This window comes from Halalkalicoccus sp. CG83 (assembly GCF_037081715.1).
GTDB lineage: Archaea > Halobacteriota > Halobacteria > Halobacteriales > Halalkalicoccaceae > Halalkalicoccus > Halalkalicoccus ordinarius.
Genome location: NZ_JAZDDH010000002.1, coordinates 663,504 through 677,200, shown reverse-complemented (window position 1 = coordinate 677,200; position 13,697 = coordinate 663,504). Strand labels below are relative to the sequence as shown.

14 protein-coding genes are annotated in these 13,697 nt (G+C 67.2%); 7 read left to right on the top strand and 7 right to left on the bottom strand.

The genetic code is table 11. From position 1 onward, the window contains the following. Positions 1–159 precede the first annotated feature (159 nt). Together V0Z78_RS17090 and V0Z78_RS17085 are read right to left on the bottom strand one after the other, a co-directional pair. On the bottom strand, positions 160–1,086 hold the full coding sequence (locus V0Z78_RS17090; protein WP_336345877.1) for an ABC transporter ATP-binding protein: 927 nt from the start codon (positions 1,084–1,086) through the stop codon (positions 160–162). Positions 1,087–1,199: 113 nt separating this feature from the next. After that, complete coding sequence (locus tag V0Z78_RS17085) at positions 1,200–3,899, bottom strand: DNA-directed DNA polymerase (RefSeq protein WP_336345876.1); 2,700 nt, start codon at positions 3,897–3,899, stop codon at positions 1,200–1,202. Positions 3,900–4,071: 172 nt separating this feature from the next. Here V0Z78_RS17085 and V0Z78_RS17080 point away from each other — a divergent pair, with 172 nt between their 5' ends. From V0Z78_RS17080 to V0Z78_RS17070, 3 genes are all read left to right on the top strand, one after another. Further along, entirely contained in the window at positions 4,072–4,248 is a 177-nt protein-coding gene (locus tag V0Z78_RS17080) for a DUF7331 family protein (RefSeq protein WP_457852012.1), read from the top strand. A 73-nt stretch (positions 4,249–4,321) separates the two neighbouring features. Then, positions 4,322–4,654 (top strand): DUF7322 domain-containing protein, encoded by a 333-nt coding sequence (locus V0Z78_RS17075; protein WP_336345875.1) that lies wholly within the window; start codon positions 4,322–4,324, stop codon positions 4,652–4,654. Between the two features lie 25 nt (positions 4,655–4,679). Further along, positions 4,680–5,105 carry a DUF7346 family protein gene (locus V0Z78_RS17070; protein ID WP_336345874.1) on the top strand — a complete coding sequence of 142 codons (426 nt, stop codon included), beginning with the start codon at positions 4,680–4,682 and terminating at the stop codon, positions 5,103–5,105. Here V0Z78_RS17070 and rad50 read toward each other — a convergent pair. From rad50 to V0Z78_RS17055, 3 genes are all read right to left on the bottom strand, one after another. Further along, on the bottom strand, positions 5,088–7,757 hold the full coding sequence (gene rad50 / locus V0Z78_RS17065; protein ID WP_336345873.1) for a DNA double-strand break repair ATPase Rad50: 2,670 nt from the start codon (positions 7,755–7,757) through the stop codon (positions 5,088–5,090). The two genes, V0Z78_RS17070 and rad50, sit on opposite strands and share 18 nt — an antisense overlap. Beyond that, positions 7,754–9,145, bottom strand: a complete 1,392-nt coding sequence (mre11, locus tag V0Z78_RS17060) for a DNA double-strand break repair protein Mre11 (RefSeq protein WP_336345872.1) — start codon at positions 9,143–9,145, stop codon at positions 7,754–7,756. Before mre11 ends, rad50 begins: the two co-directional genes overlap by 4 nt. A gap of 99 nt (positions 9,146–9,244) precedes the next feature. Then, entirely contained in the window at positions 9,245–9,517 is a 273-nt protein-coding gene (locus V0Z78_RS17055; protein WP_336345871.1) for a MarR family transcriptional regulator, read from the bottom strand. A gap of 122 nt (positions 9,518–9,639) precedes the next feature. Between V0Z78_RS17055 and pan1 the strand changes: the two genes are divergently transcribed. Then, complete coding sequence (gene pan1, locus V0Z78_RS17050) at positions 9,640–10,851, top strand: proteasome-activating nucleotidase Pan1 (protein WP_336345870.1); 1,212 nt, start codon at positions 9,640–9,642, stop codon at positions 10,849–10,851. Positions 10,852–10,909: 58 nt separating this feature from the next. Here the strand turns inward: pan1 and V0Z78_RS17045 are convergent, their stop codons facing one another. Then, entirely contained in the window at positions 10,910–11,038 is a 129-nt protein-coding gene (locus V0Z78_RS17045; RefSeq protein ID WP_336345869.1) for a hypothetical protein, read from the bottom strand. Positions 11,039–11,068: 30 nt separating this feature from the next. Continuing rightward, on the bottom strand, positions 11,069–11,266 hold the full coding sequence (locus V0Z78_RS17040) for a DUF5800 family protein (RefSeq protein WP_336345868.1): 198 nt from the start codon (positions 11,264–11,266) through the stop codon (positions 11,069–11,071). A 96-nt stretch (positions 11,267–11,362) separates the two neighbouring features. Here V0Z78_RS17040 and V0Z78_RS17035 point away from each other — a divergent pair, with 96 nt between their 5' ends. The 3 genes from V0Z78_RS17035 to V0Z78_RS17025 all read left to right on the top strand — a co-directional run bounded on the left by V0Z78_RS17035 (position 11,363) and on the right by V0Z78_RS17025 (position 13,695). Then, entirely contained in the window at positions 11,363–12,229 is an 867-nt protein-coding gene (locus V0Z78_RS17035) for a polymer-forming cytoskeletal protein (protein ID WP_409338747.1), read from the top strand. Positions 12,230–12,371: 142 nt separating this feature from the next. Continuing rightward, positions 12,372–12,701, top strand: coding sequence for a 4Fe-4S dicluster domain-containing protein (locus V0Z78_RS17030; RefSeq protein ID WP_336345867.1), 330 nt, complete (start codon positions 12,372–12,374; stop codon positions 12,699–12,701). Positions 12,702–12,759: 58 nt separating this feature from the next. Beyond that, positions 12,760–13,695, top strand: a complete 936-nt coding sequence (locus V0Z78_RS17025; RefSeq protein WP_336345866.1) for an electron transfer flavoprotein subunit beta/FixA family protein — start codon at positions 12,760–12,762, stop codon at positions 13,693–13,695. Positions 13,696–13,697 lie beyond the last annotated feature (2 nt).

Here is a 13,697-nt window from a genome sequence, read left to right as displayed (position 1 = left end):
TCGTCCTTGTCCTCACTGATGAGTCGGACGACCTCCTCGGTGAGGCCCTTCTCGCTGCGCAGGGCGCTGCGTTCCTCGTTCTTGTGGTCGAAGCGCTCCTGGTTCTTGGTGAGTTCTTCTGAGCTCATTGTTGTATGTATGGGATGATTGGCGCGCTGTTCAGGCCGTCTGGTAGACTTCCTCGCGGACCCAGTCGTAGCCCTTGTCCTCGAGCTTCTCGGCGAGTTCGGCGTCGCCGCTCATGGCGATCTCGCCGTCGAGCATGACGTGGACGCGGTCGGGCTTGACGTAGTCGAGGATCCGCTGGTAGTGGGTGATCTGGAGGATCCCGGTGCCCTGCTCGTCGCGCAGCGCGTTGATCCCCTTCGAGACGTCCTGCAGACGGTCGATGTCGAGCCCGGAGTCGATCTCGTCGAGCACCGCGATCGAGGGCTCCAGGAGAGCCGCCTGCAGAACCTCGTTCTGCTTCTTCTCGCCGCCCGAGAAACCGGCGTTGAGGTAGCGACGGGCGAACTTCTCGTCCATGTCGAGCATCTCCATCTTCTCCGAGAGGAGCTGCTGGAACTCCGCGACGCCCAGCTCGCCCTCGTCGGCCTCGCCCTCCATCGGGCTGGTGTCGAAGCCGGTGTCCTCGGACTCGGTTCGCTCCTCCGCTTCCTCCTCGTCGTCGTCCTCGAACAGCTCCTCGCGCTCGTCGAGCTTGGCGTTGACCGCCGTTCGGAGGAAGTTCGACATCGTCACGCCCTCGATCTCCGCGGGGTACTGGAACCCGAGGAACACGCCCAGCGCGGCACGCTCGTTGGGTTCGAGTTCGAGCAGGTTCCACGTGCGTTTGTCCTCGGGGATCTCGAAGTCCTCGCCGAACTCGTCCTCCCGGAGGTGGATCAGCACCTCGCCCTCGGTGACCTCGTAGGCGGGGTGGCCGGCGATCACCTTCGCGGTGGTGGACTTCCCGCTGCCGTTGGGGCCCATCAGCGCGTGTATCTGACCGGATTCTACCTCCAGGTTCACCCCGTTGAGGATCTTCTCGGCCTCCTCGTCGGTTGCGACTTCCGCGTGTAGGTTTTTGAGTTCAAGTGTTGCCATGGTGGCTTCCTCAGTCGGCTAGAGGGACGGCTGTGGCGCCCATAATGCTTTCGTATCCCGCACCAATCGATTTTCGAATCGGGAAGATTAGTTCGCTACGCGTGAACACGTGACTACGTGAAACTGCTCAGGCCGGTCTGCTGCTGGCCCGACTTCACCTCGTCCCACGAGATGTCGAGCGCCTCGAGCACGCGAGCGATCGGGCCCTTGAGCGTCTTCTCGAGCATCTTGTCGTAATCGACCTTGAACTCCTCGGGGATCTGGTCTGCGTACTCGAAACAGATCACGTCGGGGCTCCGCTTGAACTCCCGGTAGAGCTGATCGCGCTGTGGGTCGAGCCCCTGCTCTTCCTCCATGCGCCTGAAGAAGGCGGGATGGACCTTCTTCAGGTAGAGCCGTTTGGGCTTGCTCCCGCGGGTGAAGTTCGTCCCCAGAAGCAGGTTCGCGTACTTCGCGCCGCGGACGTGGGCGGTGTCGGTGTCGTAGGCGTCGAGGCGCTTTCCGATCCCGCCGGGGATGCCGATCTCGTCGAGTGAGATCTCCTCCTCGAGGAAGTCGGAGATCTCGTCGTGGACGTACGTCTTGACGTTCTCGAGGTCCTCCCCGAGGACGATCATCTCGATCACGTCCTTCTGGACCCGCTTGGTGATCGGCGCGATGTCCGAGCGCTTGTACTCGAAGCCGGTGATGTCGATGTCGTCGACGTCTTGGCCCTCCTTCCAGACGATGTGGCCCGCGTAGCGCTTCTTCCGGCCGGCCTGGAAGAACCGCCGGTAGAGCTTCTCGAACTCGATCTCGAAACGGTGCTCGTCGGCGTCCAGCGTCTCGCGGGCGAACTCGTCGTACGAGGCGTTGATGTGCTCCTCGATCTCGAACGACTGTTCGATCGCGCTCTCCTTTCCGACGTCGGCGCCGAGTTCGAGCATGATCGAGTCGGTGTCGCCGTAGGTCACCTCGTAGTCGATCTCGTTTGCCGACCGCTCCGTGAACTCGATGACCTCCCGGCCCGTCGCCGTCACCGCACCCGCGACGTCCTTGTCGTAGAGTCGGAAGCGTTCCCAGCCGAGCACCCCGTACAGCGAGTTCATGATCACCTTCACCGCGCCCTGCTGGCGGTCGTAGATCTCGAACTCGGCGTCGCCGGGGGCGTGCTCGTCACGGAGCGCCTTCTTGTCGTCGCGCTCGGAGAGCAGTTCGTCGACCATCGACCGGATGATCCCGTCGGGTTCGCGCTTGAACTCCATGCCGTTGGGCGCGCGGTAGGTCTCGCCCTCGTAGTCGGGGCCCGCCTTGGTCTCGGGCGAGGCGTTGATCGTCACCATGCACATCGGGTACAGCGACTTCAGGTCGAGCACCGTGACGTTCTCCTTCACGCCGGTGATGGGGTCGAAGACGGCGCCGCCCTCGTACTCCTCGGCGTCGACCCGGCCCTTCGAGGGAAGCGCGAACTCGCCGTGGACCTTGTGCAGGACGTACATGTCGACGGTGTCGCCGGGCGTCGGGGCGTCCTCGAGCTTGCAGCCGACGAACGTGCGCACCTCGTCCCAGAAGGCAACGATGTCCTGGCGGCGATCGATCTCCACGCAGAGCTCCACGTCACGGACGTTGTACTCGAGCAGGCGCTCGGGGTTCTGCTCCCAGAGGTCGCCGATGTCGCCCGCGTAGCGCTCCTTGCCGACGCCGAGTTCGGTCTCCGCCACCGCGTCCAACCGGTAGGAGTCGAGCTCGGTGAACTGCGTGCGCTTGTAGGCGTAGAGCAGGTCGAAGACGACGCGGCCCTTGACGTTGGGTCCCTGCCAGTCGCTTCGCCACACCTCGTTCACGCGCGAGAGGCGCTCCATCGAGAGGTCCTCCTCCGCACCGCCGTCGAGGCGATCCAGCCGGTCGATCAGATACGGCGCGTCGAAGTCGTCGACGTTCCAGCCGGTGAGCACGTCGGGGTCCGTCTCCTCGATGTAGGACAGATAGGCGTCGAGCATCGCCTCCTCGCGGTCGAACGCCCGGATCTCGATCTCGGCGTCGTCGGTGATCGGCGCGTAGTCCGGAAGCTCCGCGGGCGACGCCCCAGCCCCCTCGGGCGCGACGTAGAGCCAGCCGACGTACTCGTCCCGGTGAGAGTCGTGGCTCGTGAGACAGACGATCGGTTCCTCGCCCTCCTCGGGGAATCCCGAGCGGTCGTCGACCTCGAGGTCGAACGTGTGGACGCACGGGTCGACCTGGAGGTCGGCGACCTCGACCTCCTCGTGGTGGACGCGGAGCGGGCCGTCTCCGTCGTTCTCGCGACGCTCCGGAACCCGGATGCCGCTCTTGATCCCCGTGTCGATCAGGAACCGGTTGGGGAAGAGGATGTCCGCCTCGTAGTGGTCGAACCGGTCGCGGATCGCCCCCACGTCCCGCGGCGTCCGGCCGAAGATCTTCGTCAGCGCCTCGCCCCGGATCGACTCGTAACCCTCCTCGCTGCCGGTGATCCGTCCGTCCTCGAGCTTCCCGTCGTCGAGCGTCGCCGTCGGCGCGTAGAAGTAGGGGCGAAAGTCGTAGACGCGGACGTGTTCGGCCTCGCCCTCGTCGGTACGTCCGAAGACGTGGATGATCGGGCGCTCGCCGTCGGTGGTCTCCTCGACGGTGTAGTTCACCTGCGTGATGCCGATCTCGACGGTCTCCTCGGTCGGGGGAAACCGTCGTTCGTCGAGGTCGACGACCTCCCCCTGCTGGCCGCCGTTGCCTGCGACGGCCCGTGCCTCGGCGGCCGGCCGCTCCTCGTCCTCGGAGGCGCCCGCGTACGCGGAGAGACCCGACTGCTCCGACTGATTCATATCGCGTGAGTTGGACATCGGGGGCTAAAACCCTTCGTGGTTCGTCCCCCGCGAACCGCCGGCTTCGAGCGTTCGTCGGCCGATTCTCCGCTTCGCTCGTCGATGCTGGCAACGACCGACGGAGCAACAAGACATATATCGTGCTAACACATACCAGGTATCGGTGACGACGATGTCAAGCGCCGATCACGGCCAGCACGGTGACGCCGACGACGAACGCACGGAGCTCGACGCGGTCGAGTCCGTCGAGACGTACGAGACAACCGAGGGCATCGTCTTCTACGACGTCCGGAACCCGCTCGCGTGGGTGAAGGCGAACCACAGCGTCTCGCTGCCCGACCAGGTCTGAACGCCCGACCCGCGGATCCCGTCCCGCCCTCGATGTCGAACCGCTTTTGCTCGCGCCGATCGACCGTTCGAGCGTGCTTCCCGACGAGCTCGACGAGCGATCGAAACACGAACCCGACGAGCCCGACCTGGGTCCCGACGTCCCCGACGCTACCTCGAGCGGGGGGCTCCTCGGGCCCGAGGGGACCTCGAAGGAGCTTCTGGGCACGTTCTGGAAGCTCGTCCTCCTGTTCAACGTCGGACTGCTCGCCGCGAGCCTGGGCGCGATGCTGCTGGTCTTCGAGGGACGACTCCGGTTAGGGGGCGGCCTGCTCGCCGCCGGTCTGCTCGCGCTCGGGCGCGGGGTCTACCGATATCGTCGGATCGATCCCCGATCGCTCGGCGAGGACGAGGACGACAACGGCTAACCGGCCCGCGACGCTACGTGGGGACATGCGAACGGTCACCGACGAGAGCGGCACGCGATATCTCCTGCTCAAACGCTCGGGCGAGTCGAGCCTGGTTCGCGATCCCGACTCCGGCGAGGAGCGGTATCTCGACAACGGCGAGCTCTCCCCGGCGGAGGGCGAATCCGTGCTCGAGACGGCCGCCGCGGAGGTCGACGAGCCGATCAGACGGCTGGTGAGCGCCGTCCACGACGACCGCACCCTGGGGCTCCTGCTCGTCCTCGAGTCGGGCGGTCCGCTGTCGGCCCGCGAACTGCTCGGGATCGACGCCCTCTGCGAGAGCGACCTCCACGGCACGCTCGCCGAACTGCGCGCCGCCGGCTTGATCGAGGAACGAGACGTGGGCGGCGAACGCGGCTACGGAACGACCGACCTCACGACCGAGGCCCTCTCCTCACTCCGCGGCGAGTAGCGGCTCGTCGCCGCGCTCGACCGTCGAGCGGTTCGTCGTCGGGTCCTTCCTCACCGTCACGAGCTCGTCGGCCGCCCCCACGAGCTCGTCGTCGTGGCTGACGACGACGATCTGCTCGACGCCGATGTCGCGCATCGACTCGACCAGGTCGACCAGCTTCGAGACGTGCCCCGAGTCGAGAAAGACCGTCGGCTCGTCGAGGATCAGCGGCGGCATCGGCGCCGCCCCTTCGATCCCCTCCGCGAGCAGCCGGTAGATCGCACACCGCAGCGAGAGGTTGAACAGCGCGCGCTCCCCCCCGGAAAGCTGGTCGGGATCGAGCGGCGAGCCGTCCTTCTGGTAGACCGTGAGCTCGTACTCGCCGGTGAGCTCGATGTGGGCGTAAGCGTCGTTCTGGTAGACGAGGTCGAACGTCTCGTTCAGCATCCGCTCGAGATGCTCGACGTTTCGCTGGCGGAGCTCCGCACGCAGACGCGCGTACATCCCCTGGAGCTGTTCGGCCTCGCCGTAGAGCGAGTCGAGCGCGTCGAGTCGTTCGGCGACGGTCTCGCGGCGCTCACGGAGCGCGTCGAGCGCGTCGAGCTCGTTTCTGACGCCGCCGATCCGGTCGCGCAGCTCGCTTTCCCGCTCGGCGAGCTCCGCGAGCTTCTCGCGGACCTTCTCGAGGTACTCCTCGGCCTCTCGTTTGTTCGCCTCGGCCTCCTCGATTCGATCGGGGTCGTACTCCACCTCGAGCGCTCGCTTCCGGTCGCATTTCTCCGCGAGGCGTTCGCGTCGTTCGTCGTTGAGCGTCGCGAGGCTCTCGCGACGCTCACGCACCGACTCGAGCTCGTCGCGGGCGTCCTCGAGCTCCTCGATCGTCTCCGAGAGCGCCTCGAGGCGCTCGATCCGCTCGGTCAGGGCCGTTCGCTCCTCGTCGAGCTCCGAGATCCGCTCCTGATGGGTCGTCGCTCGCTCGTCGGCGTCGACCGCCTCCCCGCGGGCCTCCTCGGCCTCCTCCTCGAGCTCCGCGGCCCGTTCTTCGAACTCCTCGATCCGGTCGCGCTTCTCCGCCAACGCCGAGCGACGATCCGAGAGGAGCTCCTCGACGCTCTCGCGGCGCTCGCGTCGGCGCTCGATCCCGGTCTCGGCCTCGGCGAGCGACTCGGCTCGATCGATCCGGTCCTCGATCGCCTCGCGTTCCTCGCGGAGCGCTTCGAGGTCGCACTCGAGCTCCTCGACGCGCTCGCGCCGGTCCTCGAGCGCGTCGACGTGTGGCGAGCCCTCGACCGACTGGCCGCACTCGGGACACTTGCCCGCCTCCCGCAGTCGTTCGCCCTCGGAGACCGCCTCGCGGGCGCTCTCGAGGGAGGCCCGCAGCTCCGTCTCGCGTTCGCGGAGCGTCTCGCGCTCCTCGCGGAGCTCGGCCAACCAGTCGTCGGCCCCGCCGGGCTCGACCGGTGCCTCGGAGAATCGTTCGCGCCGACGCTCGATCTCCTCGTCCAGTTCCTCGAGCGCCTCGCGGCGTTCCTCGAGCGCGTCCTTCCCTTCCTCGATCTCCTCCTCGAGCGCCTCGCGCTCCTCGCGGGTCCGTTCGGCCCGCGAGTCGAGCTCCTCGGCCCGTTCGGCCCGCGAGTCCGCCTCCGTCGACGCGCGCTGTTTCTCGACGCTTCGCTCGCGGATCGACTCGCGAAGCTCCTCGTGGTCGTCCTCGAGCGCGTCGAGGCGCTCATCGACCGCGGCGGCGTCGGCGCCCGGCTCGAGGGAGGTCTCCGCTCGCCGTTCGTCGCGGGTCGACTCGAGCTCCGAGATCCGCTCGCGTAGCTCTCGAAGGCGCTCGCCCAGTCGCTCGCGGTCGTCCTCGGTCCCGGAGATCGTCCCGCGGAGCTCCTCGATCGACTCCTCGAGTTCCGAGAGCTCCTCGCGGGTCTCCTCGCTCTCCTCGAGGGTCTCGATCGCCTCCTCGCGAGCGCGTTCGGCGTTCTCCTCGTTCGTCTCGAAGCGTTCGATCTCCGCTCGAACCTCGTTGAGCGCGCTCTCGAGCTCGTTGAGCGTGGCCGGGAGGTCGCGCTCCTCCTTCTCCTCGATCTGGGAGTCGAGCTCGTGGAGCCGCCCCTGGACGTCCGAGCGGACGTCGCTGACGCCCAGCCGGGCCTCGCTGACGCGCTCGCGGTACTCCTCGAGACGGCCGAGTTGGAGCAGGTCGTCGATCATGTCCTGGCGCTCGCCCGGCGTCGCGTGGATCAGCTTGTTCACCTCGCCCTGGCGAACGTAGGCGCAGTTGACGAACGCGTCGGCGTCCATTCGCAGGAGATCCTCGACGAACGCCTCGACGTCGCGGGCGCCGTCGACGGTCCCGTCGGGCGTCTCGAGGACGCATTTCGCGGTCTGGGCACGCTCGCCCGACAGCCGCAGGCGCCGCTCGATCCGGTAGGACTCGCCGTCGTGGGCGAACCATAGCTCGATCTCGGCGTCCTCGGCGCCGTTTCGGATGGCGTCCTCTAGCGTGCCCTCCAGCGCCGAGGCGCCGTAGAGCGCGAAGAAACACGCCTCGAGCAGCGAGGACTTCCCGCTGCCGTTGATCCCGTGAATCACCGTCACGCCCCGATCCAGGTGTAGGTCGGTCTCGCCGTAGGGCTTGAAGTTCTCGAGGCGGAGGCGCTCGAACCTCACAGGTACTCCTCCATCGAGGACTGGCCGTCGCCCGTGCCGCCGGGCCCCTCCGCGACCTCCGCCGCCTCGACGTCGTGGACGCCGTCGTCGTCGGCGTTCTCCGCGGTTTCGGCGTCGACGGTCCCGACGTTCGCGTTCTCGATGCCGTCGGTGGCGGCGTCCTCCGCGACCTCGGTGGTTTCGGCGACGTCGGTTCCGGTCCCGTCGGGATCGGCCGGCTCGTCGGCCGCCGTCTCGTCCTCGGACGGTCCGATCTCTCCACCGTCGAAGGCGTCGGGATCCTCCTCGAGCAGGGTCCGGACCCGCTCCTCGACCGTCTCGCGGACGTTCGAGTCGGCGACCTTGCTCGCGCGGACGGTCTCGTCGATGTCGCTCGCGGCCTCGCTCAACCCCAGATCGCGGATCGACTCCCGGACCGCCGCGTCTGGGTCCGCGAAGCTCACGGTCACGTCGCCCTCGGCCTCGATCTCGCGGGCGTCGTTCACCCGAGCGATCAGCGCGCCGCGGTCGCGAGCGAACGACTCGACGTCGGCGGGCGTGATCGCGTTCCCCTCGCCCTCGACGGTGACGACGACGACCCGGTCCGCGAGGTCGTGCTGACCGACCCGCTCGAGGACGCGTTCTGCGCCCTTGCCCTCGCCGAGTTCGACGTCGACGAAGACGAACTCGCGGGTGGGGAGGCCGCGACGGGTGATGTGGACGTCGTCGCCCGTCGATCCGTCCTCGGAACCGAAGGTGACGAGGTTGTAGCCCCGGTCGTCGCGTTCCGCGGCGCTCGTTCGTTCGGTCGAACCGCAGTAGGTGACCCACGTCTCCCCGACCTGCGCGCGGTCGGGGTGGTGGTTGTCGCCGAGCAGCATCGCGTCGAACGCCACGGAGGAGCGTTCGAGCAGCTCCTCGGTGTCCCAGTCGGCGTAGGCGAAGGGTTCGAACAGCCCGTGGGTGACCAGCGCGGCGTGTTCGGTGTTCGGCGGCTCGAACGCGTACTCGAGCTCCTCGCGCCGGGACTGCGGGACGTGATCCAGCCCGTAGAACGTGGTCTCGCCGATCTCGGTGCCCGAGTCGTCGAGCCGGGTGGCGAGCCCGAGACGTTCGAACAGGTCGAGCCACTGGCCCTCCCGGGTTCCCTCGTGGTTGCCGACGACCGCCAGGAAGGGGATCCCGGCGTCATCGAGCGTCCGGAGGGCGTCGAGCGTGCCCAGCAGGTCTCCGAGGTCGGGACGACGGTCGTGAAAGAGGTCGCCCGCGTGAACGACGGCGTCGACCTCGGCGTCGATCGCGTCCTCGATCACGCGTTCGAAGGCGGAGAGGAAGTCGGCCCGTCGCTCGGCCGAGTGGTACTGGCGATACCCGATATGGGTGTCGCCCGTGTGGATGACCCGCGTCATGTCCCGCCGTTCGCGCGGGGCGCGTATAAGCTCAGTGGAGGCGTCGTCCGAACGAAACTCGGCGGACGAGCCGCGAAGCGAGGGGCACGAACCGGGGGCTCAGCGCGAGTCGATCGAGAGCGTATAGAGCCGTTTGCGGGCGTCGGAGAAGGAGAACCGCGACTCGACGACGTCGACCTCCTCGAGCCGGTTCAGCGCGTAGCGAACGGTTCGTGGAGGAAGCAGCGTCTCCTCGGCGAGCTGGCTCTGGGTCAGCGTCTCGTTGTACTCGAGCACCTTCGCGACGAGCTTCGCGCTCGGGGGCAGCTCCCGGACCGCCTCCCAGCCCGTCTCGTCCGTCCGCTCCGTCGACACCGCCTCTGGTGCACTCATTACCGATCGATAGCGAATACAGCGTGATAATATTTCCTGTTTGTGATTATTACCCTTAGGAATGGGCCGTCCGGTTGGGTCGACCCGAAACCTCTTATGAACCAGCGACCTACAACGTCGCAATGACCGACACGGTAGAGGACATCGACCTGCCATACGAGGAGGACACCTCCAAGCAGGAGAAGATCGAGTCGTTGCGCGAGCGCCTCACGGTCCTCGAGGACCAGAACGAGGAGATGCGCGACAAGCTGCTCGACGCGAACGCCGAGAACAACAAGTACCAGCAGAAGCTCGAGCGGCTGACCCACGAGAACAAGAAGCTCAAGCAGTCTCCGCTGTTCGTCGCCACCGTCCAGGAGCTCACCGACGAGGGCGTCATCATCAAACAGCACGGCAACAACCAGGAGGCGCTCACCGAGGTCACCGAGGAGATGCGCGCCGAGATCGAGCCCGACAGCCGGGTCGCGGTCAACAACTCGCTGTCGATCGTCAAGACCCTCGACAGCGAGACCGACGTGCGCGCCCGCGTGATGCAGGTCGAGGAGAGCCCCGACGTCACCTACGCCGACATCGGCGGGCTCGACGAACAGATGAACGAGGTGCGCGAGACCGTCGAGATGCCGCTTCTCAAGCCCGACGCCTTCGAGAAGGTCGGGATCGACCCGCCGAGCGGCGTCCTGCTGCACGGCCCGCCGGGCACCGGCAAGACGATGCTCGCGAAGGCCGTCGCCAACGAGACCGACGCCACCTTCATCAAGATGGCCGGCTCCGAGCTCGTCCACAAGTTCATCGGCGAGGGCGCGAAGCTGGTTCGTGACCTCTTCGAGGTCGCCCGTGCCCACGAACCCGCGGTGCTGTTCATCGACGAGATCGACGCGATCGCCTCGAAGCGAACGGAGTCGAAGACCTCGGGCGACGCCGAGGTCCAGCGTACCATGATGCAGCTCCTCTCGGAGATGGACGGCTTCGAGGACCGCGGCGAGATCCGCATCATCGCCGCCACCAACCGCTTCGACATGCTCGATCGTGCGATCCTCCGGCCGGGTCGGTTCGACCGACTCATCGAGGTGCCCAAGCCCGACGAGGAGGGTCGCAAGCTCATCTTCGAGATCCACACCCGCAACATGAACGTCGCCGACGACGTCGACTTCGAGTCGCTCGCCGACGAGGCCGAGGAGGCCAGCGGCGCGGACATCAAGGCGATCTGCACCGAGGCCGGCATGTTCGCGATCCGCGACGACCGCACCGAGGTCCGGATGGCCGACTTCGAGGCCGCCTGGGAGAAGATCCAGGCCGAGGACGAGGACGAGGACGTCTCGAAGACGTTCGCGTAACCTCCCGGCCACGCCTCGTTCTGCCGTTCTCCGTGTCGATCGTTCGCCGAGCCGCAGCTCAGAGCGCGAAGACGGCGTAGGGAAGGAGGAACAGCACCAGCGTCATCACGAGCAGGACGATACCGTAGCCGAGCAGGGTGCCGCCGACGGTGCGCCAGACGGGGTGGTCGAACGTCGCGAGGTCCATAGTCGACGGTCGTGAGGGATCGGTTAAACTCTACTGGACGATGTCGCCGACCCGTCGAGGCTCGCCGCGCAGGGCAGGGTCCTTCTCGACCATCTGCAGGATCTCGTGGTCGGTGACGTCCCAGTAACGCTTCTGTGTGGCCTCCTCGATCAGTTCGCGTTCGAGACGGAACTCGGTTCCCTCGTAGACTACGTCGACGCCCTCACCGTCGATCGATAGCGTCGTCATGGTTCGGGCGAGGACCTCCCGGAACAAGACGGTATCGTCCGACGCGCGGCGGACGAGCACGGGAAGTTTATGCAGGAGGGTCGCTCAGAGGTGATCGTGTCACTCCGACCGGACCCTCTCTCGGAGCTCGCGATCCCCGCCGGAACCGTCGTCGAGGAACACGACCTGGTGGTCGACGGCGACGTCCTCGTCGGCGGCCAGAGTACGATCGAGTTCGGCGTTCGTGGACGGAACGTGGTCGCCGGCGAGCGCACCCGCTTCGGCGGCCACATCGAGGCGGAGGGCGACTGCCGGCTGGACACCTGGTGTACCGTCGCGGACGACGTACTCGTCGGCGGCGACGCCTACCTCGGCGAGCGCGTCGAGATCGACGGACGGCTGGTCGTCGGCGGCGACCTCGACATCGGCGACGACGTCCAGATCGCCGAGGGGTTCGAGGCCAGCGGCTGGATCGTCATCCGCAACCCGATGCCGACGATCGTCTTCCTCTTCATGTACCTCACGCACCTGCTCCGGATCGGCGAGGACGACGCCGCCGGCGAGCTCGTCGAGGAGCTGTTCGACGAGGACGACGAGTCCGACCCGCTCACCGTTCCGCAGGGGGCGACCGTCTCCGACGACGCCTGGCGAGTGTCGGCGCCCGCCCGCATCGGGCGGGACTGCCGGCTCCACGGCAACATCCGCGCGGAGTCGGTCACGGTCGACGAGGAGACGGAGATCTTCGGCAGCCTCCGCGCCAGGGGCGACATCGACGTCGCGGCGGGGACCGTCGTCCACGGCGACGTGACCACCCGGAGCGGCACCGTCACCGTCGCCGACGGCGCCCGGGTCTGGGGCGACATCTCCTGTGAGCACCTCGAACTCGCCCGCGATGCCGTGGTCGACGGGACGATCCGTGCCCGCGGTGAGGTCCAGACCGGAGTCATGCCCTCCGAGCCCGATCCCGACGGCTCGCCCCAGTAGGTCGGCCGACGATCGCCGAGGAGTGCGTCGCCGCGACGGCCGTCCGACCGAGCGAGAAGTCGACGACGGGACCGTATCTGACGATGAATGATGAGGTTCGGCGAGCGATTTAAGTCGGCCCCGATTATGGAAACAGATAGCAATGCCCATTGACTCCTCGTTCGAACAGAACCGAGAGAAGGTAGACACCCATCGAGGCCACGACGTCTGGGGCCCGGTCGACGAGCCAGAGCAGCTAGGAATCCACGGTACGCACGTCGCCGTGGACTTCGACATCTGCATCGCCGACGGTGCGTGTCTGGAGGACTGCCCGGTCGACGTCTTCGAGTGGGTCGACACGCCGGACCACTCCGAGAGCGAGATCAAGGCGGATCCGACGAACGAGGCCCAGTGCATCGACTGCATGCTCTGCGTCGACGTCTGCCCGGTCGACGCCATCGACGTCGACGCCGGCCGCGCGGGACGCAGCTGAGGACGAACCGCCCCACGACAGCACGCCAGAACACCAACACCACCAAAACACGACATCGATGTACACGATCACGCTAACGAAGGGCGTACCGGACTTCAGCGAGGGCGCGGTCTCGTTCGACGAGGACGGCCACCTCGAGCGCGGGAAGACGCCGACGGTGATGAACCCGAACGACGAGTTCGCGCTGCGGGCGGCCCTCCAGACGAAGGTCAGACACGGCGGTACCGCGGCGGTGATGAGCATGGGCCCGCCGGGCTACGGCGAGATCCTCCAGGAGGCGATGCGCTCGGTCTACGCCGACGAGCTCTACCTCCTCTCCGACCGGGAGATGGCCGCCGCGGACACCTGGGCGACGGCGATCACGCTCGCGACCGGGATCGAGAAGGTCGCCGAGCAGCGCGAGCAGCCCGACCTCGTCTTCGCGGGGTTCAAGACCGCCGACGGCGAGACCGGCCACACCGGGCCGCAGGCCTGCTGGTGTCTCGACTGGCCGATCCTCACGCACGTCATCGCGCTCGACGTCGTCGAGGGAACCTCGACTGGCAATCAGAACTCGCGGAGTTCTGATGACGTCGACGAGGAGGAACGCACCGTCCGGGCGAAACGGCTCGTCGAGGGGGACATCGAGGAGATCGAGACCGTCGAGGCGCCGCTTCCGGCGGTGATCGTCACCGACCCCGAGTTCGAGCCCGTCTACCGTCGAGCCGAGCACCGTCTCACCCACAAGGACCTCCGCGAGGAGACGACCGAGCGCGCGAAGTCCCACGAGGACCACCTCACGACCTGGGACCACGCGGACCTGAACCTCGATCCCGACTACATCGGGCTCGACGGCTCGCCGACGATCGTCTCGGGCGTCGACCCGATCCCGAAACCCCCCTCCGAGCGCGAGGCGACGATGGTCGAGCCGGACGACGAGTCGAGGATGGGGGAGGTGCTCGACGAGCTGCTTCCGTACGCCGAGGGCGGCCGGGCGGCCGCGGGGGGTGACTGAAC

Excerpts from the sequence above, each read along its gene's own strand:
- V0Z78_RS17045 (WP_336345869.1), bottom strand. The coding sequence starts at position 11,038 with ATGGACCTCGCGACGTTCGACCACCCCGTCTGGCGCACCGTCGGCGGC.
- V0Z78_RS17030 (WP_336345867.1), top strand. The coding sequence starts at position 12,372 with ATGCCCATTGACTCCTCGTTCGAACAGAACCGAGAGAAGGTAGACACC.
- V0Z78_RS17025 (WP_336345866.1), top strand. The coding sequence starts at position 12,760 with ATGTACACGATCACGCTAACGAAGGGCGTACCGGACTTCAGCGAGGGC.
- V0Z78_RS17055 (WP_336345871.1), bottom strand. The coding sequence starts at position 9,517 with ATGAGTGCACCAGAGGCGGTGTCGACGGAGCGGACGGACGAGACGGGC.
- V0Z78_RS17085 (WP_336345876.1), bottom strand. The coding sequence starts at position 3,899 with ATGAATCAGTCGGAGCAGTCGGGTCTCTCCGCGTACGCGGGCGCCTCC.
- V0Z78_RS17070 (WP_336345874.1), top strand. The coding sequence starts at position 4,680 with ATGCGAACGGTCACCGACGAGAGCGGCACGCGATATCTCCTGCTCAAA.
- pan1 (WP_336345870.1), top strand. The coding sequence starts at position 9,640 with ATGACCGACACGGTAGAGGACATCGACCTGCCATACGAGGAGGACACC.
- mre11 (WP_336345872.1), bottom strand. The coding sequence starts at position 9,145 with ATGACGCGGGTCATCCACACGGGCGACACCCATATCGGGTATCGCCAG.
- V0Z78_RS17080 (WP_457852012.1), top strand. The coding sequence starts at position 4,072 with ATGTCAAGCGCCGATCACGGCCAGCACGGTGACGCCGACGACGAACGC.
- V0Z78_RS17090 (WP_336345877.1), bottom strand. The coding sequence starts at position 1,086 with ATGGCAACACTTGAACTCAAAAACCTACACGCGGAAGTCGCAACCGAC.
- V0Z78_RS17040 (WP_336345868.1), bottom strand. The coding sequence starts at position 11,266 with ATGACGACGCTATCGATCGACGGTGAGGGCGTCGACGTAGTCTACGAG.